This is a genomic window from Bacillus cereus group sp. Bc031, assembly GCF_027716265.1.
GTDB lineage: Bacteria > Bacillota > Bacilli > Bacillales > Bacillaceae_G > Bacillus_A > Bacillus_A paranthracis.
In genome coordinates, this window is sequence record NZ_JAQFUL010000002.1 from 13,901 (window position 1) to 34,208 (window position 20,308).

Sequence of the window (20,308 nt, forward strand, 5' to 3'; positions counted from 1 at the left end):
TTATTTCATCCCTACCTTTACTCGCGGCTGTACGAAAGGCATCATTTCACGTAATTTACGTCCAACTACTTCGATTTCGTGTTCATTCTCTTTCTCATTTGTCGCATGGAAATTCGGTCTTCCTGCTTTATGCTCTGCAATCCAACCTCTTGCAAATGTACCATCTTGAATTTCTGCTAGCACTGTACCCATCGCTTTCTTCGTATCTTCCGTTACAACGCGTGGCCCTGATACGAAGTCGCCCCACTGCGCTGTATCTGAAACTGAATATCTCATATTTTCAAGTCCACCTTCATACATAAGGTCAACAATAAGTTTCAGTTCATGTAAACATTCAAAATATGCAAGTTCCGGCTGATATCCCGCATCAACTAACGTTTCAAATCCAGCTTTTACTAGCGCAGTTACTCCGCCGCAAAGTACAGCTTGCTCACCAAATAAGTCTGTTTCTGTTTCTTCTTTAAATGTCGTTTCTAATACACCAGCTCTCGTCGCTCCAATTCCATCGGCATAAGAAAGTGCCTTTTCAGTCGCAACTCCTGTTGCATCTTGATATACTGCAAATAATGCAGGAACAGCTCCGCCTTCAACAAACGTACGGCGCACAAGATGTCCTGGCCCTTTTGGTGCTACTAAAAATACATCTACATTCGCTGGTGGTTTCACTTGATCAAAGTGAACGTTAAATCCGTGTGCAAAAACGAGAGAATTTCCTGCCTGTAAATTTGGCGCAATTTCCGCTTCATATACTTCTGGTTGCAGTTCATCCGGTAGCAAAATCATTACTACATCAGCCTGCTTTGCTGCTTCTGCTACTGTATATACAGAAAATCCATCTTCTTTCGCTTTATCCCAAGACTTCCCTTTTCTTAAACCTACTACTACATCAAATCCGTTATCACGTAAATTTTGCGCATGTGCATGACCTTGCGAGCCATATCCAATGATTGCTACTTTTTTTTCCTTTAATACATTTACCGTTACATCTTTTTCATAATAAACTTTTGCCATTTTCATTTCCCCCTATATTTAAATGATTATTGAATTAACATTACTTGCTTATCTTGCTTTTTCATACTACGCGTAAAGGCTGTTACACCTGTTCTTGCAATTTCTTTCAAACCGTATGGACGAAGTAATTCAATTAATGCTTCTACTTTTTCCTGCGTACCTGTTACTTGCACAACTATGGAATCCTTCCCAACATCTATTACAGCGGCTCGAAACGGTTCAATTAAACTGTATAATTCTGCTCTTGCTACTGATGTTGCTACTTTAATAAGTGCGAGTTCTCTTGCAATCATCGCTTCTTCTGTAATATCTGATACTTTCAAAACATCAATTTGCTTATGAAGTTGTTTAATTAACTGCTCTACTTGCTGTTCATTTTCAACGTGTACAACAATCGTCATCCGCGATATGTCCGATGATTCCGTATGACCTACTGAAATACTTTCAATATTAAAATGTCTTCGTGTCATAACACCTGTAATTCGGTTTAACACACCACTTTGATTTCGAACTGTTGCTGTAACAATTCTCTTCACCTTTTTTCCACTCCCTCCATTTGGTGAACACCTTTCCCTGGCGTAACCATCGGCATTACCTTTTCTGATTGAAGTACACGGCAATCAATTACAACTGGCTCTTGTAATTGAATTGCATGCTGCAATTGTTTCTTCGCAAGAAGTGGATCATCTATGCGAACCCCTTTTATGCCATACGCATTCGCAAGAGCAACGAAATCTGGTTGACACGATAGTAAAGAGTGCGAATATCTTTTGTTATAAAATTCATCTTGCCATTGTCTTACCATTCCTAAAGCTTCATTATTTAAAATAAATACTTTAACAGGTAAAGAGTGTTCTTTTAACACACTTAATTCTTGCAGAGTCATTTGAAATCCAGCGTCACCAACAATTGCAATAACTAATTCATCAGGCTTTGCAATTTGGGCACCAATTGCTGCTGGAAATCCGAAGCCCATCGTTCCTAGTCCTCCTGAAGTTACCCATTTATCTGGAGTTTTCAGCGGATAATATTGGGCTGCCCACATTTGATGTTGCCCAACATCTGTTGTTACAATCGCTTCTCCCTTCGTAATTTCATATAACATATCAATTGCATATTGAGGCTTAATACTTTCAGAATTCCGTTTATAAGAGAATGGATAATTTTCTTTTCTATTCTTTAATAAAGAGATCCACTCATGATGATTTTCTTTCCTTCCTTCTGGTTGAAGTAATACTTGGAGCGCTTGCTTAGCACTTGCAACAATAGGAATTTCAGTCGGTACATTTTTTCCGATTTCTTCTGGATCAATATCGATATGCGCGACAGTCGCCTCTTTCGCAAAATAAGCTAAATTTCCAGTAAGACGATCATCGAATCTAGCGCCTATATTAATGAGTAAGTCGCATTCATATAACGCTATATTAGCTGTGTAAGAACCATGCATTCCTCCCATCCCTAGAAATAGTTCATCATCTGGTGGAAACCCACCGAGACCAAGTAATGTATGCACAACAGGAATTTCATATTTACGAGCAAAACTTGTTAATTCTTTCGAAGCTTTCGCATGCAATACACCTGCTCCAGCTAAAATTAATGGCTTGTTTGCAACCTGAATTGCTTGTAATAATTTGTTTATTTGCAGTAGATTCGGTTCATAATTAGGGTTGTATCCTGGTAAATCCATTTGCACATCACTACATCGTTCGCCTTGCTCTACTACCATATCTTTCGGAAGATCAATAACGACTGGGCCTGGTCTTCCTGTTCTAGCAATATGAAATGCCTCTTTAATAATTCGAGGTAAATCGGAAGCCTTTCGCACTTGATAGTTATGTTTTGTCACTGGCATCGTAAGCCCCATAATATCCGCTTCTTGGAAAGCATCACTTCCAATTAACGTTGTTGCTACTTGCCCTGTAAATACAACAAGTGGCAATGAATCAATCATCGCATCTGCTAGACCAGTAATCACATTTGTAGCACCTGGTCCACTCGTTGCAATGACAACCCCTGGATTGCCAGTAATTCTGGCATACCCTTCAGCAGCGTGAATAGCACCTTGTTCATGCCTTGTTAAAATATGCGGAATTTCACAGTCATAGAGTGCATCATAAAGAGGTAAAACAGCACCACCAGGATAACCGAAAATCACTTCTACTCCTTCCTTTTCTAGCGCTTCTAACAATAGCTGTGCACCAGTTGCCAGTTTCTCTTCCGTTTTTGAAGACATTGTTCTTATAAGCCCCCTTTTAAAAACTTTTATCAATAAAAAAAATCCTACGTCCACACTCCAGCTATGTGCTGAAGGGACGAAAGATTTCGCGGTACCACCCTTCTTTGCAAGAATACTCTTGCCTCAGTAACCCATAAAATGAGTCTAGCTAATAACGGAGCTACCGTCTAAGCCTAGACAAATGCTTCAGCTTAGCACTCAAGGGCGATGTTCGTCGACGTGAACCATCGGTTTCCAGCAACCACCGACTCTCTGTGAGGCTTCACAATCAACTACTCCTCCCTATCAACGCTTTCTTATGTTATAAAAAGTTGTTATCCAACTTTATTTTCTTCGTAAATTTTCTCTCCATCTTCTATAACTAACTTTCGGAATTCTTCTAATAAACGATTCGTATGTGGACCCGTTTGCCCTAAACCAATCGTTCTACCATCTACTGTCGTAACAGCAATTACTTCCGCTGCTGTTCCTGTTAAAAATACTTCATCAGCTACATATACGTCATGTCTTGTAAATAACTCTTCTCTAACGTCATATCCAAGTTTTTCACCAATTTCTAAAATAGCATTTCGTGTAATGCCTTCTAACGCTCCAGCAGAACTTGGTGGTGTAATTAATTTATTTCCTTTTACAATAAATACGTTATCCCCTGAGCCTTCAGCTACGTATCCTTGATCATTTAACATAAGCGCTTCTTGTACTCCAGCCAATTTCGCTTCGATGCGAACTAAAATATTGTTTAAGTAATTTAAAGATTTTACTTGAGGCGACAATACATCTGGACGGTTTCGGCGCGTTGCAACTGTTACAACTGGAATCCCTTTTTCATAATATTCTTGTGGGAATAAAGATAGTTGCTCTGCAATTACTACTACATTCGGTTTTTTACAAGAATCAGGATCTAACCCAAGATTTCCTGCTCCTCTCGATACAACTAGGCGAATGTATCCATTAGATAATTTATTTTGTCGAATCGTCTCAACAACAATATTCGTTACTTCATCTAAAGAATATGGAATTTCTAACATGATGGATTTTGCTGATTCATATAACCGGACAAGATGCTCTCTCAAACGGAAAACATTACCGCTATAAACTCTAATTCCTTCAAATACTCCATCTCCATATAAATAACCATGATCATATACTGATACTTTTGCCTCGTCTTTTGGAACAAATTCTCCATTTAAGAAAATCCATTGCTCGTTCACTGGAAAGCGCCTCCTATGTTCTATGAATTTTTTATTGTTTCCTAGTTTACTCTCCTTTCTAAATAAATCAAGTGAATTTTTAGAAAATTTATAATTTTTATTCGTACGTACATCTTTAATTATATTGATTTAACAACATTGTTAACGTTTACAAAAAGGCAGAAAATTTTTTTCGTCAATTTCCATTAAAAAAATATTTGTTTAAAAGAAGGATTTTCGTCAATTGATACGAATCTATTGTATTCAATAAACGGACGTCCGTTTTTATAAATTCGGGAATATACAACGACTTTTGCTGAAAAAGGGGGAAAATAACAAAAATAACGCTGTCTAAAAATAACATTCATATTTTTCATTTCGGAATCATAATCCTATTTTTAAAAAACAATTTGTCAAAATGAAGGAGGAAATCAATATGGCGTGTGTACAAATTAAAGGAACGAGACAAGAGGTAGTAGAGATGCTTCAACTATTTGATCTAATGGATACGAAAGGTTTTTGTAAATTTGATAATTATGTAGAGGTAGAACCAAATAATAAAGAATATAACAATTTCATTGCTTCAATCGACATTCATTCAAATACTTCTTCCGCCCAAGATACTTTAAACGATCAATTCGTAAGTCAAATGCTTACTGGTGTATATAACGACTAAATAAAGTCGTACTTTAATCAGACTACCCGTAAATAACAGATAAATATATGCTTCCTACCGTCTTTATATAAATATATACGATGAACTTGAGCATACTAACAACTAGATGGTAGGAGGTGAGAATTATGGCTAAAATTGGTGTTGAAAATTCGTTAACAGATGTCCAACAAGCTCTTCAGCAACAGGGGCATGAAGTCATTACAATTAACTCGGAACATGACGCACAAGGATGCGACTGTTGCGTTGTAACTGGGCAAGATTCTAATATGATGGGTATTGCAGATACATCAATAAAAGGATCGGTAATTAACGCCCACGGTTTAACAACAGATGAAATTTGCCAGCAAGTTGAGAGCCGCATTTAAATTCAATACAAAAAAGAAAGAGGACCCCTTTTGAAAAGGAGTCCTCTTTTTTATATTCACCTAACGGGAAAGTAACATATACTGGATGAAAGCCCTACCTCTCTCTCATCATTACGGTTCCACTGACCGCTCCTTGATTCACTAGTATACCTATAAAGCCTATAATTATAATTTATAGGGTTTGTTCACAAAAGTTGTTGGTAAAACTACCCGATCTTTCGCAAACTTTTCGTATTATATTTATAAGATTTATTTACTTTACACTAGCTGTAACCGAGACACGAATTAAAATTTTAACATCAATATAGCAACTTGTCAACATTTTTCACAAATTTAAAACAGACAATAACGGTTTGTCTGTTTTAGAATGGAGCTTTTTCTTTTATTACATATACAACAAAACCGCTTACTAACATACATAAGCCAACTACTAAGTTTTTGATATTAATCATAAATTCCTCTCCCTTATTCCACACATCATATATATTTACAGTTCAATTATTCCGATCATCCTAAAGCGCACTTTTTCTAATATATCATAATTCCTAAAAAATGCAAGTTCACCTTTAGCGACCATTTACAAATTTATCTACAGTGCTTGGTACGGTATTTAAAGCTTTTTCAATTAAATGTGTACTACTATTGAGATGCAATACTTGCACACCGTTAGAACCAACTACTAAAAAAGCAACTGGGCTAATAGAAACCCCAGCCCCGCTTCCGCCTCCAAATGGATGACTTTGCTTATTCTCTTTATGCTGCCCTTGTCCATTATTATGTTTTTCAGAAATAAATTCACCTTTAAAGTCACTTCCTCCAGCTCCAAAACCAAAGGCCACTTGAGATACTGTTAATACTACATTTCCGTCAGCTGTTGAAACTGGACTTCCAACAATCGTATTTACATCTACCATCTCTTTTAAATTTGTCATTGCTGTTTTCATTAAATTTTCAATTGGATGTTCCATTATGTATTGCACCCTTTCCTCATTATTCTTTTTTATACTTTCCAAAATAGAGGAAGTCATACTAACTTTTCCTATTTCAAAAAAACAATCTTCACCTTTTAAATGGATATTACTCCCTGTACATACTCGGATAAAAAGGAAAAAGAGATACATACTACTATTGAACCTTGTTATGAAAGGAGTCATGACTTTGACTGAGAAATTTGATGAGTATAAAAAAAGAGATAGAATAGATAGTGATTATAGTGACTATAAAGAAGAATATGCAGCTGAGGTTGCACCACAGCGCATTGATTATGATTACGATGAGAAGGAACATAAAGATGATGTAAGATCGTCCGCTGCTGGATCAACGGCTGGCTTTATCGCTCTTGCCTTATCTATCTTATCACTTTTCACCTTCCCAACATTATTCGGTCTTGTTTCTGTACTACTAGGTATTTACGCTTATAACCGCGGAGCTACTGTAACTGGTGGTATCGCTGCGATTGTCGGTGGAATTGCAGCACTCATTGCAATTTTATTCCGAGTAGCGCTTATCGGCTTATTGTTCTCCCTCTTTTAAAAAGAAAAAGGTATCTCGCTTATGCGGGATACCTTATCCTGTAAATACATCTTCTGACGGATATTTAATTTTTTGTTTTGCTGGTCGCGCTAAAGAAAATACAAGTGTTAACGGTCCGATTAATCCACAAAACATAACAAACATAATCATACATTTTCCAAACGCTGATAACTTTGCAGTAATTCCCATCGTTAATCCTACTGTTCCAAACGCTGAAATTGTTTCAAATAGTAACTGAATAAAACTGAAGTCTTCTGTAAGCATTAACATAAATACTGCTGCAAAAATAAGGATTTGACTAGCAACGGCAATTGCTAATGCTCTCGTTACTGTCGACATTTTAATTGTGCGCTGAAATAATACGATTTCCTCTTTCTTTCTAAAGAAAGAAAGAACAGATGTAACTAAAATAACAAACGTTGTTAATTTAATCCCTCCACCTGTTGATACACTTCCTGCACCAATAAACATTAAAACCATCGTAAATAATATAGATGATTCTTCCATTCCCCCGTAGTCAACTGTATTAAATCCAGCCGTACGAGGAGTAATCCCTTGGAAAAAAGAAGCCCATAACTTTTCATTTAACGGTAAATTCCCTAACGTCTTCACATTATTATATTCCAATACAAAAATCACAATCATCGCTAACACATTTAGCGCTACCGTTCCAATAATCATGATTTTGGAATGAAGCGATAGTTTTCGAAAACTCCGGCTATACCATATATCAATTAGTACGGTAAATCCGAGACCGCCTATTACGATTAAAGAGCAAATCCCAATATTAATAATCGGATCGCCTACATACCTTGTTAAATTATCCGGCCATAGAGCAAATCCAGCATTATTATAAGATGCGATTACGTGAAAAATACTATAGTATACACCTTTTCCAAAGCCAAACTCTGGAATAAAACGAAATGATAAAAAGATGACTCCAATAAACTCAATACAAATTGAAAATATAAAGACACGTTTTACTAATTTTACAAGACCACCTATATTTGTCTGATTAAATGCCTCTCCAATTAATAAGCGATGACGTAATCCGATTTTTTTACCTAATACCCAAACAATTAAAATGGCAATTGTCATAAGACCTAGACCGCCTGTTTGAATTAAAAACATAATTACAATTTCGCCGAACATTGTAAACGTACTTGCAGTATCTACTACTCCCAATCCCGTTACAGTCGCTGCTGACGTTGCGGTAAAGAAAGCATCTACCCAACTAATATGTACTTTCGTTGCGAATGGTAACTTTAATAACAAACCGCCAACCACAATTAAGCAGAAAAAACCTAATGCTAATATTTGTGGTGGATTTAATCGTATAAAACGATTATACAGTCTTTGTCTTTTTGTTACTTCCATATTCACTAACTCCCTTTTTGCCCCTCATAACTAAAGGCTTATAAAAAACCTTAAATAGCAGGATAAACCTTATATTCTTATAATATAGTTGAGCATAATCCTTTTTTTCATAGTTTTCAACTTTTATTTATACTCGAACTTCACTTCATTTTATGACAAGACTCTTTCTATTATATTTATCCTTACTCTACAACTCTCGCAACAATCATTTTATATGTATCATTTCTTAAATCCTCATACCTTTCACTCTATGTTCACATAGGGGTCACATCTATCTTTTATAGTATATGTATCGGAGCTGTTCCTCCCTAATTTATAAGACATTCCCCAGTGTCTTTGAACAGCTTTCCATCCCTAATTAAATTGACATAAATTGTCCCCTTCCTTTGGCCATCATATGTGATGGTCTTATTTTTTGTCTTTCTATCTTCTATTTAAAACTCCCTCTCTCTTTCACTCTATGTTCACACCCCGGTCACATCTATCTTTTATAGTATATGTATCGAAGTTGTTCCTCCCTAATTTATAAGACATTCCCCAGTGTCTTGAACAACTTCCATCCCTAATTAAATTGACATAAATTGTCCCCTTCCCTAGACCATCCTATGTGATGGTCTATTTTGTTTTCTAAATAGTTTATTTAGCTTTTTCTGCTTACTTTAGTAAAAGCAATCTATATTTAAATAGATACTTTTTGTACGAAATATTCAGAAAATATTGTCAAAATAGGTAGTTTTTCGGTACAATTAATGTAGAAAGCTATTTTACAAAAAATAAGGGGGGATTTTATTGAAACAAACAAAAGCAATCTTAATTGCATTATTTCTCGGTTTAGTTGTCGGACTCACTTTAAATTTAGCTGCACCATCCATTTTTGAACCATTAAATCAATATGTGTTCAATCCACTTGGTCAATTGTTTATTCGCCTCATTAAAATGCTAGTTGTCCCTGTTGTATTCATTTCTATCGTACTTGGCTGCTGGTCTTGGAGATCCGAAGCAACTTGGAAGAATTGGTTTAAAATCAATTTCATTCTTTCTTGTAACTACAGCCGTTGCCATCTCTATTGCAGTTACATTTGCACTGATTATACAACCAGGATCTGGTGGTAATTTTAAAACCGAAGGGCTTAAATATGAAGGTGCAAAAACCGAAACATCTTTCGTCGATACATTGCTAAATATCGTACCAGATAATCCAGCAAAAGCGATGGCTGATGGAAACATGTTACAAATTATTGCCTTTGCCGTATTAATTGGACTTGGTATAGCTATTTTAGGAAAACGTGTCCAAGGTATTCATTCATTACTTGAACAGGGCAACGAATTAATGATGTATCTCGTTAATCTCGTTATGAAATTAGCTCCAATCGGAACATTTGGGTTGCTTGCTTCATCCGTCGGTAAAATGGGTCTTGCAGGCGTCGCTGCGATGTTCAAGTATATGATTGTCGTTATGCTAGTACTTATTATTCACGGTGTCTTCGTATATGGTGGCTTATTAAAAGTATTGGCAAAAGAAAGCATTGTCCGTTTCTTTAAACATTTCGGACCAGTAATGGCGATTGGATTTAGTACATCTAGCTCTAATGCATCTCTTCCATTTGCAATGAAAACCGCACAAGAGAAGCTTGGTGTTCCAAAAGCAATTAGCTCTTTTGTACAACCACTAGGTGCAACAATTAATATGGATGGTACTGCCATTATGCAAGGTGTAGCAACTGTATTTATCGCTCAAGTATACGGCGTTGAACTTACTATTTCCCAACTAGCTGTAGTCGTATTAACTGCTGTACTAGCTAGTATCGGCACTGCTGGTGTACCAGGTGTTGGGCTTGTAATGCTGACGATGGTTTTAAATCAAGTAAATCTACCGGTAGAAGGTATTGCCTTAATTATCGGTATTGACCGCATTCTAGATATGTCAAGAACAGCTGTAAATATTTCTGGTGATGCAATTTGCGCAATGATTGTCGCAAAATCAGAAGAAAAATATAATACAGATCAATCTGCCGCATCTTAAATCAAAAAAGGAGTGAAATGATTCACTCCTTTTTTGATTTACTTCCCTTTTTCGAACGATATTCTTTTCCTTTATTATCGTTACCAGTTTCAAATTCTGCACTAAACTCTTGTTGAAATTGCCCTGATTTCGGTGAGCCTTGATTTCCGCTCCCTTTACTACCATTTTGATTTGTCATATTTCTGCCCCCTTCCTTTATTAGTAGTATGTTACATATTTTCTTTTTTATAATCTTTTACATACGAAAAAAGACCTTCCTCATATAAGGAAAGTCTTCTTTTTTTGAAGTGTAAGCGTTTTCTTGCTTATAATGACTTAAATAAGTTTTTTCGAAATAGATATCATTATATTCATTTCTTCTTCTGAGAGCGTAGAAAATCTTTCTTGCAAATATTGTTTTTTTGCACCTTCCATTTTTGCAACTAAATCTTTTCCTTGTTCAGTAATCTCCAAATATACAACTCGGCGATCTGACGTAGAACGTGAACGAGTTACAAAACCTTTATTAATTAATTTTTCTGTAACAGCTGTAATATGACTATTCGACACATTTAACTCATTCGCCACACGTGATACCATTTCTTTATTCGTACGATTCAATATTCTAAGGACGATGAACTCATTCCACGGTATGTAACCACCAAATATTTTTCCAATATCATTACGCAACGTGCGGAACATAGCAAAAACATTTGTCGATAGTTCTTCCATTAATTGCTCTCGATTTTGAGACAACTTTGACAGCCCCTTTTATTTCATTTGATTAAATAAAAACCTTATTAATAATTTTACATGAAATCTTACTTTTTGTCACCTTATTTTCCCATAATTCGTAGTTTTTTAATAGATATTTCATGATAAAATGAAGTTAAATTTCCAAAAAAAGGAGTTGGGATAGTGGGTGAAGAAGACAAATTTTCGAATTTCAATCTAAAAGATAAAACTTTGATCATTGGTTTTTTTATTCTGTTCCTCATTGTAATTTTTGCATTTATATTTTTATATATGTAGGAATCTTTCATATTACTGGTGTAGAGTATCGATCGCGCACTGCCTTACTTCTATTTTTTTATTAATTACTTTCTTAGATGGTATTATATTTTTCATCTTCGTTTTCTTCAAGGCACTGCTATATCCAATGACACAAAACATGCCAAATTGGCTTTCTATTACTCTTTTCGCAATCATTGAAATTACGCTAGATTGGTTCGTCATTCATACCGCTGACGATTGGATAGAGAGCGTGCAACTATCCAACATAGCTGAATTATGTGTCGTACTATTCTTTTTCCTATTAAGTAAATTATTAAGTGACAAGAAAGAGTAAGAATACAAGCTTTTCTATATAAAAATTGGTACAATGAAAACAAATCATACTAAAGAGGTGTTACTTATGAACTTACAAAAATGGGCTGATAAAGGTATGTCCTTTGATACATATGTGAATGAAATGAAAGTAAATCAATACGAGCTACTGCACATTTACAATAATTTTTTAATTCCAAATGAATTACTTCCTGTATTAGAAGAACGTCAAAATGATGGCTGGCGTGTTATCGTATTAACAGCTGATTGGTGTGGCGATGCTCTTTTATGCGTACCTGTTATGAAACGAATTTCTGAAGTTGCAAATATTGATCCATTAATTCGCGATGAAAACTTAGAATTAATGGATCAATATTTAACAAACGGAACAGCACGTGCGATTCCAATCTTTATTTTCATTGATAAAGATGGAAACGAACAAGCCGTTTGGGGACCACGTGCTCCAAAAGTACAAGAGTTAGTAACTTCAATGCGCGCTACATTGCCTGAAAAAGAAGATCCAACATTCGAAGAGAAACAAAAAGAAATGTACGCTAATTTCCGTGCCACATTAGCTGATGACACTTCTCTTTGGGAACATGTAATGGAAAGCATGATGGAAAAAGTAGTAAAATAAAAAAAAACTGCCGAACTCGGCAGTTTTTTTATTACATAATGAAGAAATAGAATACCGCAGCTAAAATGAAACGGTAGTAAGCAAACGGTGTTAGTTTTACACGAGATAATAATTTTAAGAATGAAACAATTGCAAGCATTGCAACAACGAACGCCGTAATAAATCCTGTTGCAAATAGCGGTATATCAGCCGCACTTAATATATCCCAGCTTTTAATTAAATCTAAGCCACTTGCAGCTACCATCATTGGTACTGCTAAAATGAATGTATATTCAGCTGCCGCTGTATGTGACACGCGAGCTAATAAACCACCACTTATTGTAGAACCAGAACGAGAAAATCCTGGCCAAAGTGCTAAACATTGGAACATTCCGATTGTAAATGCTTGCTTATATGTGATTTCATCTAATGTTCTTGCTGTACTTGGTTTTGAAAACTTCTCAGCAACAATCATTAAAATACCACCAGCCACTAAGCTAATGACAACTGGGCCTGGCCCAAATAAAACTTCTTTAATCGCACTATGGAACAATACACCAAGTACGCCGGCAGGAATCATTCCGATAATAATATGTAATAAATTTAACGATGGTCCGTCTGTTACTTTCCCTATACCTACTAAAGACCATAGACGCTTCCAAAATATAACTACAACTGCTAAAATCGATCCCAATTGAATAACAACTTCGAAAACTTTCGCTCTCTCATCGTCAAATCCAAGTAAATGACCTGTTAAAATCATATGCCCTGTTGATGAAACTGGTAAAAACTCTGTTAAACCTTCAACAGCACCCATGATTATTCCAATTAACCAATCAGCCACGAGTAGTGCCTCCTTAATAACTAATAATATGTAATTTTTTCATACCTTACCATAATACCTTATCCCCTTTCAAAGTGCATCCTTTTTTATAGTCAAACCGTAGTTTTAATAAGCTTATTCCTTTTCTATTTTTTGATTAAATTGTATGATAGTAAGAGTTTTCTTTTTTACGTAGAAAGGGGATTTTATGAAAGAAACTAGTACATTCTCACAAAAATTAAAGCAATTTGTATTACTATTTTTCCCGATTTTTGTTACGCAAATGTCATTATTTGCAATGAGCTTTTTTGATACAACAATGTCAGGACATGCAAGCCCTATTGATTTAGCAGGGGTTGCTATCGGAACGAGTATATGGATTCCAGTTAGTACGGGATTAACAGGTATTTTGATGGCTACAACTCCAATTGTTGCGCAACTCGTTGGATCCAAGAAAAAAGAAGATGTTCCCCAAGTCATCATACAAGCAGTCTATTTAGCAATTTGCGCTAGCTTCGTCGTTATGCTTATTGGATTTTTCGCTGTTACACCCATTTTAAATGGCATGCGATTAGAAGAACCGGTAGAACGTATTGCAGCACAATTTTTAAGTATTATTGCAATGGGAATTATTCCTTTATTTACTTACACTGTTTTACGTGGATTTATTGATGCATTAGGAAAAACTCGCACAACGATGATTATTACGTTACTATCATTACCTATTAACGTAATATTAAATTATGTATTAATTTTTGGGCATTTCGGTTTTCCAAAACTCGGTGGTGTCGGAGCAGCAATTGCTTCTACAGCAACCTATTGGTGCATTTTAATTATTACCGTTATGATTATTCGTACGAGAGAGCCTTTTGCATCTTTCCATATTTTTAAACAGTTATATCGCCCTTCTCTTTCTAGTTGGAAAGAGTTCTTAAAACTTGGCGTCCCTATCGGATTTGCTATCTTTTTTGAAACGAGTATTTTCGCTGCAGTAACACTTATGATGAGTAATTTTAGTACGACAACAATCGCAGCTCATCAAGCCGCTATGAACTTCGCTTCCTTGCTATATATGACTCCTTTAAGTTTAGCAATGGCCATGACCATCTCTGTTGGATTTGAAGTTGGAGCGAAACGATATAATAATGCAAAACAATATGGATTTATCGGGATTGGCTTAGCACTTGCATTCGCCCTATTATATTCCATTCTTCTTTACTTCTTTGATGATGAAATTGCTTCTATTTATACGACAGATATACAAGTTCATCATTTAGCAAAAGAATTTCTTATATTTGCGATTTTATTTCAAATCTCAGATGCAATTGCAACTCCTGTACAAGGGGCACTACGTGGTTATAAAGATGTAAATGTCGCCTTAATTATGACATTAATCGCCTATTGGGTAATTGGTCTCCCTCTCGGTTACATATTAGCAACCTATACTGATTGGGCAGCAAAAGGATATTGGATCGGTCTTATTATCGGTCTAGCATTTGGAGCAACCTTCCTCCTTATCCGTCTCTTTCAAGTTCAGAGAAAATATACAACGCAAAACAGCCGCTCATAATATAGCGGTTGTTTTCTTTATGCATATTTTTTCTTGTAACGTATAACATAATGAAAAAGAAAGGTGGATACATATGGACGAAAAAGAAAAAAAGCAATCATTCGACGAAGAATTCGCCCCTGAAATTTCACCTGGATATCGGCAAGATGTACATAAACAACCTAAATATAAAAACACTTCGTTTTTAATGGGGATTACCATTTTTGCCGCTGTATTGCTTGTGCTTATCATTTTCGTTTATTTTTGATGGAAGGTGATTTATTATATGAAGAAACAAAATTCCAATCGTTCAAAAAGAACTGTAAAAACACAAAAAGGGTATGCAGGTGATTCTGTTCTTACTCAGAAACAAGTCGAGCAAGGAAATTTATATATTGCTCAAAAAGAACTTGGTCAACAAAATGAAAATCTTTAAAATCCCTCAAAGAACTGGGGGATTTTTCATTCCGCTATTTATGGTACTGGTTCATATTTCTCTTTATTGTACGTACTGTTTTTGTTCTAACACCTTTAATGCATGATTAACCTTTACAATTTTCATTTCATAATTCAATTTCATTTCGCTTCTCTTACCATTTTCAGTACCCGCCACGTACGCTACAGTTTGATAGAGAAAACTTCCATCCGTCACTTCACGTATCTCCTCGTTTATAAATTTATACTCTAAATCCTGAAAACGATTTGGATAATAATTTTTCATTAATTGTTCATACCCTCTATTTAAAAATAGTTCTTCACCTTTTCGTTTCACATCTTCTTTATTAGTAAACTCAAAAACTGATAGTTGCTCGGTCACAAAATGTTCTCCTACCTTTTTCATTTCATTATGAGTTAAAGTTTCTATACCTTTGTTTTTTAATTCCTTATTTAATCCGTACTGATCAATCGGTTTATAGCCCGCAAAAACCTCTTCTTTATATGACCAAAACAATCCAAAAACGATACAGAGAGAAGTGATTAATAGTCTTTTCTTTATAACACTCCCGCCCCTCTTCATAATGATAATTATATTTTAACATATAGAAAGAAAATTCTGATATCATAAAGTGGAATAACTTAGAAACGAGGAACAATTATGGACTCTTACAAACAATATATAAAAGAAGCTTTGCCTAATCTTTCTATACATTCCTATAAACAAAATGAAGAAGGATGGGATAATGTAGCGATTATAGTAAATGATGAGCTACTGTTTCGTTTCCCGCGAAAACAGGAATATGCAATGCGAATTCCGTTAGAAAAAGAACTGTGCACAATTCTCACTCAATCACTACAAGAAATCGAAGTTCCACAATATCACCTAATTTATACAAATGAATCTGATGAGGTTCCTCTTTGTAGCTACTATACTCTCATTCATGGTGAACCATTAAAAACAGAAATAGTTGCGAACTTAGATGAAAAAGAACGAAAAATAATTATTACACAATTAGCTACTTTCCTTGCGGCTCTACATAGCATTCCTCTAAAAAGTGTTACAGCGTTAGGGTTCCCTACCGAAAAAACACTTACCTACTGGAAAGAGCTACAAACTAAATTAAATGAGTATGTTACTAACAGTCTAACTTCGTTCCAGAAATCAACCTTAAACCGTTTATTCGAGAATTTCTTTGCCTGTCTAGCTACATCCAAATTTCAAAATACAATCATTCACGCTGATTTTACACATCATCACATTTTATTTGATAAACAAAATAAAACCATTTCAGGAATCATTGATTTTGGTGATGCTCAAATTGGAGATCCTGCCTTTGACTTTGCTGGGCTATATGATGATTTCGGACATGAATTTACTACATCAGTATATGAACAATACTGTACACTTACTTCACACCACGATCCATTACTCACTCACCGTATCACAAATTTTTATCAATACAGTCCTTTACTACATAATATAATTTATAACTTTGAAACAAAGAATGAACTTGAATTTTCAGCTGGTATAGAACAACTGAAAGCAATACTACAGGGATGAGATTACATTCTCTCCCTATATTCTCTCTCCTCATATAACATTAACTTTTTATCCATTTCAACAATGACTTTATACAGTTGAAATGCCTGTAAAATTTGCAGTTGAATTCCAAAAGGGGCATTCTGTTCTTTTAACCATTGAAATACTTTCGTTTCATCTTTCATTGATTATTCCTCCCTTTATTAAAATCTGCTACAAATATACGATACATGATGAAAATCTTTTCATGTCAACAACAAAAAAGGATGCAAATTTGCATCCTTTAATGTACGATATTTTTCTTCTGTTTCGCTTCTTTCTTTACTTCTTCCCCTTGGCATTCACTACGAAATGCACAACTTATACACTCAGAACGAAAATGACGCTCTGTATAATGCTCAGGTTGCTGTAACATTTCTTTCATTCTAGATAAATGAGCCATTCCAGTTATAATATCTTCCTGTTTCGGAGTGTAGTCATACTTAGTTCCTTCTATTAAATTAATAACTTCAATTTTCCCTGGAAGAATGCCGAAAGCTTTATAACCAAATACTGTCATTAGCTTTTGACAAAGAGCAAGCATTTCCTCATCCGCATCGACAACATACTTCTTAATTACAAACGACTCAGTACTCCACTCACCAACTTCTAATGTCAATGACATGTGGACACCTAACTCTTCCATATATGTTTGAAATTTTTCATATAAAAATAACGGTGGTGTCTGACTATCATCTCTTTCAACAAACTGTAATAAGTGATCCGTTAGCTTCGCTAACACAATGTAATACTCCATCTTCGAAGCAAACATATTAACCCTTACTTTTTTCCAATACTTTTCTATTAATATTAAAAGTACAATTTTCGTTTGTTGGCCTGCCGGTAATGTGTAATATTCGTTAATAATTCGATTCACAATCATTTGTGCGATTTGTTGCCATTCAAACGAAGAAGGTTCTCTTCTTTTGATATGACGAAAATAAAATTTATGTGGACAACGCATAAAATCATACAAATGATAATCTGTCATCGTTTTAATTGCGATTTTCTCATGCACTTGCTCTTCATCTCCCTTCTGCCATTAAGAAAGGTGTTTTACAAATTCAGCTCCAAACTGTAAACATTTTTCTACATCTTCATCTTCTGGCGTTAATTCTACTTTTAATCCTTCTAACACAACTTCTGCCCCGCGTTCTTTTAGCTTTTCTATTAAAATGTCAACTGCCACGCCATATTTTGGATAAGCCGAATCACATGATCCGAATACTGCCGCTTTTTTCCCAGTTAAATCAATAGAATCCATTGCGTCATAAAAATCTAAGAAATCATCCGGAAGGTCACCATCTCCCCAAGTGTATGCACCTAAAATAATTCCATCATACTGTTCTAATATAGAAGCTTCTGGTGAATCCATAATATCAATCACTTCAATTTCATTTTCAGTTTCACGAATCACGCCGGCAATATGATCAGCCATTTCCTCTGTATTTCCACTCATACTTGCAAAAATCATTACTAACTTACTCAACTGAACCTCTCCCCTTACTTTGTATCTCTTTTTCTGTTTGAATGCTCTTCTTCTCATCTACATATTCAGAACGAATTACATTTCGTTGCCATTCCATATGCTGATCAACTTCTTTATTTTTATCTTTTAATCCCCTCCGTAGAAGGTGAAATTTTTTTCTCATTAACATGTCGCATCCATCCTATTGATAATAATTATCAATTTCAACTATTTTTAGATTAATTGATATTGATTATCACTGTCAAAAACTTTTTTTAAAAAATGATTAAAATGTACAAGCTTGTCCGTTAGCTATTCATATACTATAAATGAGCATAGTTCTTTCTCAGCCCTCTCTGACGGAAAGAAATAAAAGCAACTGTGATAGAGCGCAGTTGCCTTTTTTTATCCCACTTTAATGGGCAGTAAAACCCCCACTGATTAAAGTTGCACTTTATACTTTTCTATGATTTCAATAATCTCATTGTTGTTTCTAAAAATAATTCCACTCCATAAATGAGAGCTGATTCATCTACATCAAATTTTGGATGATGATGCGGGTAGCAAGTATCTATCTTTTTATTACCAGTCCCTAATTTAATAAAACAACCAGGTGCTTTTCTTAAATATGCCGAAAAATCTTCTCCTCCCATAGAAGGTTCAAGCTTCACAACACGCTCATTTCCAAACAAATGTAGTGCACTTTCTTCTACTACTTTCGTAATATATTCATCATTAATAACCGGATCATATCCATATCGATACGAATATGTACATGACCCTCCATGTGCTTCTGTAATTCCTTTCACGATTTTCTCAATTTTCTCTTCTGCTTCCAACCTTAATGCTTGATTAAATGAACGAACAGTGCCCATTAAAGTTGCTGCACTAGGAATAATATTATCAGCCATTCCCCCATGAAACTGCGTAACTGAAACGACTCTTTGCATGAAAGCACTTGTATTTCTTGATACAATATGTTGTAGATTTGTAATAATCTGCGCTCCGATAGCAATAGGATCTATCGTTTCCTCCGGCCTCGCCGCATGTCCCCCTTTCCCTTGAATTTCAACTGTAAATACGTCTGGTGCCGCCATCATCGGCCCATACGCAATGCCTATCTTTCCGCTCTCAAGTCCTGACATAACATGTAAACCTATTACATAATCAACACCGTCCATTACACCTGCCTCAACCATTTCTTGTCCCCCGCCGGGATATACCTCTTCTGCGTGCTGAAAAAATAGACGAATCTCCCCTGCAAAATCTTCCTTTATATTTGACAGTACTTCTGCTGTCCCCAACAAAATAGCTGCGTGAGCATCATGTCCACATGCATGCATCATTCCTTTATTCACAGACGTATAAGATTTACTCGTCTCCTCTTGAATTGGCAGAGCATCTATATCAGCTCGAATCGCAACTACTTTCCCTTGTTCCGTTCCTCTTTTAATTGCTAGTACACTATACTTCGTCGGTCTCGTTACTTCAAAAGAAGAAAATGTGCATAATGTATTATATATAAATTGTGAAGTTTCTTTCTCATGAAACGATAATTCCGGATACTTATGAAAATGTCTTCTCCATTTCACGATATTTTCTTCCGAAATTAGATTCTTCCACACTCTATCCATGATAATTTCCTCCTTTTTAAAAGGGCTAGAAATGTAAAAGTTTACTTTGTCTCGAATGACTCATAAGCACAAATACTATATTTTACGTATTCTTCTAGTCCACTTTTATGTATTCACACAATCCACTTCCTATTTACATATCAAATCCATTACAAATTGATGCTGAATGTAATATAATTGCTAAGTTAGGGATTTTCTTTTTTAGTATTTAGTGCTAATATCAGAAAAGAGCCTTTCGACTTATTTTTACCTAAAATGTGGAATTTTGTTTTTTTCACAATAATGTAGGACATGATACCTACAAAGAGCTATTATTTCATTAAGAGAGGGAAAGACATGGAAAGATTAAAAGAGATATGGTCTCGACCACTCACACAATGGGTTGCAAAGACGGTTTATTACCTTGCAATTTTATTTGCATTACTTTGGTTGTATGGATTCCATGATACAAACACAAGTACATTTATTTACAATGAATTCTAGGG

The 20,308-nt window shown here is 35.3% G+C and carries 25 protein-coding genes, 2 pseudogenes and 1 other annotated feature; of the genes and pseudogenes, 11 read left to right on the forward strand and 16 right to left on the reverse strand.

Annotated features, from left to right (window positions below):
- From ilvC to ilvE, 4 genes are all read right to left on the reverse strand, one after another.
- Positions 1 to 1,011 (reverse strand): ketol-acid reductoisomerase, encoded by a 1,011-nt coding sequence (ilvC, locus tag PDQ33_RS01045; protein WP_001151736.1) that lies wholly within the window; start codon positions 1,009 to 1,011, stop codon positions 1 to 3.
- Positions 1,012 to 1,037: 26 nt separating this feature from the next.
- Entirely contained in the window at positions 1,038 to 1,547 is a 510-nt protein-coding gene (ilvN, locus tag PDQ33_RS01050; RefSeq protein WP_000822948.1) for an acetolactate synthase small subunit, read from the reverse strand.
- Positions 1,544 to 3,244 (reverse strand): acetolactate synthase large subunit, encoded by a 1,701-nt coding sequence (ilvB, locus tag PDQ33_RS01055; protein ID WP_270754557.1) that lies wholly within the window; start codon positions 3,242 to 3,244, stop codon positions 1,544 to 1,546. Before ilvB ends, ilvN begins: the two co-directional genes overlap by 4 nt.
- A 72-nt stretch (positions 3,245 to 3,316) precedes the next feature.
- Positions 3,317 to 3,545, reverse strand: a binding site (T-box leader).
- Between the two features lie 16 nt (positions 3,546 to 3,561).
- Positions 3,562 to 4,458, reverse strand: coding sequence for a branched-chain-amino-acid transaminase (gene ilvE / locus PDQ33_RS01060; RefSeq protein WP_001005497.1), 897 nt, complete (start codon positions 4,456 to 4,458; stop codon positions 3,562 to 3,564).
- Positions 4,459 to 4,873: 415 nt separating this feature from the next.
- Between ilvE and PDQ33_RS01065 the strand changes: the two genes are divergently transcribed.
- Both PDQ33_RS01065 and PDQ33_RS01070 read left to right on the forward strand, forming a co-directional pair.
- Entirely contained in the window at positions 4,874 to 5,113 is a 240-nt protein-coding gene (locus PDQ33_RS01065; protein ID WP_000752508.1) for a DUF3911 family protein, read from the forward strand.
- Between the two features lie 125 nt (positions 5,114 to 5,238).
- Entirely contained in the window at positions 5,239 to 5,478 is a 240-nt protein-coding gene (locus tag PDQ33_RS01070) for a YkuS family protein (RefSeq protein ID WP_001062580.1), read from the forward strand.
- A gap of 362 nt (positions 5,479 to 5,840) precedes the next feature.
- Here the strand turns inward: PDQ33_RS01070 and PDQ33_RS01075 are convergent, their stop codons facing one another.
- A complete protein-coding gene (locus PDQ33_RS01075) occupies positions 5,841 to 5,930 on the reverse strand; it encodes a hypothetical protein (RefSeq protein ID WP_000608225.1) in 90 nt (29 codons plus the stop codon).
- 114 nt (positions 5,931 to 6,044) lie between these two features.
- Positions 6,045 to 6,506 carry a GerW family sporulation protein gene (gene ytfJ, locus PDQ33_RS01080; protein WP_001997038.1) on the reverse strand — a complete coding sequence of 154 codons (462 nt, stop codon included), beginning with the start codon at positions 6,504 to 6,506 and terminating at the stop codon, positions 6,045 to 6,047.
- A gap of 112 nt (positions 6,507 to 6,618) precedes the next feature.
- Here ytfJ and PDQ33_RS01085 point away from each other — a divergent pair, with 112 nt between their 5' ends.
- The gene (locus PDQ33_RS01085) at positions 6,619 to 7,011 is read left to right on the forward strand and encodes an imidazole glycerol phosphate synthase (protein WP_001997037.1); all 393 of its coding nucleotides are present in this window, start codon (positions 6,619 to 6,621) and stop codon (positions 7,009 to 7,011) included.
- Between the two features lie 33 nt (positions 7,012 to 7,044).
- Here the strand turns inward: PDQ33_RS01085 and PDQ33_RS01090 are convergent, their stop codons facing one another.
- Positions 7,045 to 8,388, reverse strand: a complete 1,344-nt coding sequence (locus PDQ33_RS01090; RefSeq protein ID WP_270754554.1) for a TrkH family potassium uptake protein — start codon at positions 8,386 to 8,388, stop codon at positions 7,045 to 7,047.
- 789 nt (positions 8,389 to 9,177) lie between these two features.
- Here PDQ33_RS01090 and PDQ33_RS01095 point away from each other — a divergent pair.
- Positions 9,178 to 10,411, forward strand: a pseudogene (locus PDQ33_RS01095) (dicarboxylate/amino acid:cation symporter).
- Between the two features lie 22 nt (positions 10,412 to 10,433).
- Here PDQ33_RS01095 and PDQ33_RS01100 read toward each other — a convergent pair.
- Together PDQ33_RS01100 and PDQ33_RS01105 are read right to left on the reverse strand one after the other, a co-directional pair.
- On the reverse strand, positions 10,434 to 10,589 hold the full coding sequence (locus PDQ33_RS01100) for an imidazoleglycerol-phosphate dehydratase (RefSeq protein ID WP_076874235.1): 156 nt from the start codon (positions 10,587 to 10,589) through the stop codon (positions 10,434 to 10,436).
- Between the two features lie 137 nt (positions 10,590 to 10,726).
- Complete coding sequence (locus tag PDQ33_RS01105; RefSeq protein ID WP_000081439.1) at positions 10,727 to 11,146, reverse strand: MarR family winged helix-turn-helix transcriptional regulator; 420 nt, start codon at positions 11,144 to 11,146, stop codon at positions 10,727 to 10,729.
- Between the two features lie 162 nt (positions 11,147 to 11,308).
- Here PDQ33_RS01105 and PDQ33_RS01110 point away from each other — a divergent pair.
- Both PDQ33_RS01110 and PDQ33_RS01115 read left to right on the forward strand, forming a co-directional pair.
- Positions 11,309 to 11,738, forward strand: a pseudogene (locus PDQ33_RS01110) (YrvL family regulatory protein).
- Positions 11,739 to 11,771: 33 nt separating this feature from the next.
- Positions 11,772 to 12,353 carry a thioredoxin family protein gene (locus tag PDQ33_RS01115; protein ID WP_270754553.1) on the forward strand — a complete coding sequence of 194 codons (582 nt, stop codon included), beginning with the start codon at positions 11,772 to 11,774 and terminating at the stop codon, positions 12,351 to 12,353.
- A 31-nt stretch (positions 12,354 to 12,384) separates the two neighbouring features.
- Here PDQ33_RS01115 and uppP read toward each other — a convergent pair whose 3' ends face one another.
- The gene (gene uppP, locus PDQ33_RS01120) at positions 12,385 to 13,176 is read right to left on the reverse strand and encodes a bacitracin resistance undecaprenyl-diphosphatase (RefSeq protein WP_000796248.1); all 792 of its coding nucleotides are present in this window, start codon (positions 13,174 to 13,176) and stop codon (positions 12,385 to 12,387) included.
- A gap of 187 nt (positions 13,177 to 13,363) precedes the next feature.
- Here uppP and PDQ33_RS01125 point away from each other — a divergent pair, with 187 nt between their 5' ends.
- The 3 genes from PDQ33_RS01125 (at position 13,364) to PDQ33_RS01135 (ending at position 15,140) form a co-directional block, all read left to right on the forward strand.
- On the forward strand, positions 13,364 to 14,725 hold the full coding sequence (locus PDQ33_RS01125; RefSeq protein ID WP_061131215.1) for an MATE family efflux transporter: 1,362 nt from the start codon (positions 13,364 to 13,366) through the stop codon (positions 14,723 to 14,725).
- A 73-nt stretch (positions 14,726 to 14,798) separates the two neighbouring features.
- Entirely contained in the window at positions 14,799 to 14,972 is a 174-nt protein-coding gene (locus tag PDQ33_RS01130; protein WP_000343560.1) for a hypothetical protein, read from the forward strand.
- Positions 14,973 to 14,990: 18 nt separating this feature from the next.
- Entirely contained in the window at positions 14,991 to 15,140 is a 150-nt protein-coding gene (locus PDQ33_RS01135; protein WP_071741624.1) for a hypothetical protein, read from the forward strand.
- 63 nt (positions 15,141 to 15,203) lie between these two features.
- Here the strand turns inward: PDQ33_RS01135 and PDQ33_RS01140 are convergent, their stop codons facing one another.
- Positions 15,204 to 15,722, reverse strand: coding sequence for a hypothetical protein (locus PDQ33_RS01140; protein WP_061131214.1), 519 nt, complete (start codon positions 15,720 to 15,722; stop codon positions 15,204 to 15,206).
- A gap of 78 nt (positions 15,723 to 15,800) precedes the next feature.
- On the opposite strand from PDQ33_RS01140, the gene PDQ33_RS01145 reads away from it, so the two are divergent.
- Positions 15,801 to 16,703 (forward strand): aminoglycoside phosphotransferase family protein, encoded by a 903-nt coding sequence (locus PDQ33_RS01145; protein ID WP_270393147.1) that lies wholly within the window; start codon positions 15,801 to 15,803, stop codon positions 16,701 to 16,703.
- Positions 16,704 to 16,705: 2 nt separating this feature from the next.
- Here PDQ33_RS01145 and PDQ33_RS01150 read toward each other — a convergent pair whose 3' ends face one another.
- The 5 genes from PDQ33_RS01150 to amaA all read right to left on the reverse strand — a co-directional run bounded on the left by PDQ33_RS01150 (position 16,706) and on the right by amaA (position 19,823).
- Positions 16,706 to 16,867, reverse strand: coding sequence for a hypothetical protein (locus tag PDQ33_RS01150; RefSeq protein ID WP_000651089.1), 162 nt, complete (start codon positions 16,865 to 16,867; stop codon positions 16,706 to 16,708).
- A gap of 98 nt (positions 16,868 to 16,965) precedes the next feature.
- Positions 16,966 to 17,739 carry a hypothetical protein gene (locus PDQ33_RS01155; protein WP_270393149.1) on the reverse strand — a complete coding sequence of 258 codons (774 nt, stop codon included), beginning with the start codon at positions 17,737 to 17,739 and terminating at the stop codon, positions 16,966 to 16,968.
- Positions 17,740 to 17,763: 24 nt separating this feature from the next.
- The gene (locus PDQ33_RS01160; protein ID WP_000041150.1) at positions 17,764 to 18,210 is read right to left on the reverse strand and encodes a flavodoxin; all 447 of its coding nucleotides are present in this window, start codon (positions 18,208 to 18,210) and stop codon (positions 17,764 to 17,766) included.
- Positions 18,203 to 18,379 carry a hypothetical protein gene (locus tag PDQ33_RS01165; RefSeq protein ID WP_000929012.1) on the reverse strand — a complete coding sequence of 59 codons (177 nt, stop codon included), beginning with the start codon at positions 18,377 to 18,379 and terminating at the stop codon, positions 18,203 to 18,205. Before PDQ33_RS01165 ends, PDQ33_RS01160 begins: the two co-directional genes overlap by 8 nt.
- A gap of 274 nt (positions 18,380 to 18,653) precedes the next feature.
- The gene (amaA, locus tag PDQ33_RS01170) at positions 18,654 to 19,823 is read right to left on the reverse strand and encodes an N-acyl-aliphatic-L-amino acid amidohydrolase (protein ID WP_270393151.1); all 1,170 of its coding nucleotides are present in this window, start codon (positions 19,821 to 19,823) and stop codon (positions 18,654 to 18,656) included.
- A gap of 336 nt (positions 19,824 to 20,159) precedes the next feature.
- On the opposite strand from amaA, the gene PDQ33_RS01175 reads away from it, so the two are divergent.
- Positions 20,160 to 20,306, forward strand: a complete 147-nt coding sequence (locus PDQ33_RS01175) for a teichoic acid D-Ala incorporation-associated protein DltX (RefSeq protein WP_000440293.1) — start codon at positions 20,160 to 20,162, stop codon at positions 20,304 to 20,306.
- Positions 20,307 to 20,308 lie beyond the last annotated feature (2 nt).

Coding starts and splice junctions, on each gene's coding strand:
- amaA (WP_270393151.1), bottom strand. CDS start 19,823: ATGGATAGAGTGTGGAAGAATCTAATTTCGGAAGAAAATATCGTGAAA.
- PDQ33_RS01075 (WP_000608225.1), bottom strand. CDS start 5,930: ATGATTAATATCAAAAACTTAGTAGTTGGCTTATGTATGTTAGTAAGC.
- PDQ33_RS01175 (WP_000440293.1), top strand. CDS start 20,160: ATGGAAAGATTAAAAGAGATATGGTCTCGACCACTCACACAATGGGTT.
- ilvB (WP_270754557.1), bottom strand. CDS start 3,244: ATGTCTTCAAAAACGGAAGAGAAACTGGCAACTGGTGCACAGCTATTG.
- PDQ33_RS01145 (WP_270393147.1), top strand. CDS start 15,801: ATGGACTCTTACAAACAATATATAAAAGAAGCTTTGCCTAATCTTTCT.
- PDQ33_RS01090 (WP_270754554.1), bottom strand. CDS start 8,388: ATGGAAGTAACAAAAAGACAAAGACTGTATAATCGTTTTATACGATTA.
- PDQ33_RS01070 (WP_001062580.1), top strand. CDS start 5,239: ATGGCTAAAATTGGTGTTGAAAATTCGTTAACAGATGTCCAACAAGCT.
- PDQ33_RS01130 (WP_000343560.1), top strand. CDS start 14,799: ATGGACGAAAAAGAAAAAAAGCAATCATTCGACGAAGAATTCGCCCCT.
- PDQ33_RS01100 (WP_076874235.1), bottom strand. CDS start 10,589: ATGACAAATCAAAATGGTAGTAAAGGGAGCGGAAATCAAGGCTCACCG.
- PDQ33_RS01125 (WP_061131215.1), top strand. CDS start 13,364: ATGAAAGAAACTAGTACATTCTCACAAAAATTAAAGCAATTTGTATTA.
- PDQ33_RS01150 (WP_000651089.1), bottom strand. CDS start 16,867: ATGAAAGATGAAACGAAAGTATTTCAATGGTTAAAAGAACAGAATGCC.
- PDQ33_RS01115 (WP_270754553.1), top strand. CDS start 11,772: ATGAAAACAAATCATACTAAAGAGGTGTTACTTATGAACTTACAAAAA.
- PDQ33_RS01065 (WP_000752508.1), top strand. CDS start 4,874: ATGGCGTGTGTACAAATTAAAGGAACGAGACAAGAGGTAGTAGAGATG.
- PDQ33_RS01140 (WP_061131214.1), bottom strand. CDS start 15,722: ATGAAGAGGGGCGGGAGTGTTATAAAGAAAAGACTATTAATCACTTCT.
- ilvC (WP_001151736.1), bottom strand. CDS start 1,011: ATGGCAAAAGTTTATTATGAAAAAGATGTAACGGTAAATGTATTAAAG.
- ytfJ (WP_001997038.1), bottom strand. CDS start 6,506: ATGACTTCCTCTATTTTGGAAAGTATAAAAAAGAATAATGAGGAAAGG.
- PDQ33_RS01165 (WP_000929012.1), bottom strand. CDS start 18,379: ATGTTAATGAGAAAAAAATTTCACCTTCTACGGAGGGGATTAAAAGAT.
- PDQ33_RS01085 (WP_001997037.1), top strand. CDS start 6,619: ATGAAAGGAGTCATGACTTTGACTGAGAAATTTGATGAGTATAAAAAA.
- PDQ33_RS01135 (WP_071741624.1), top strand. CDS start 14,991: ATGAAGAAACAAAATTCCAATCGTTCAAAAAGAACTGTAAAAACACAA.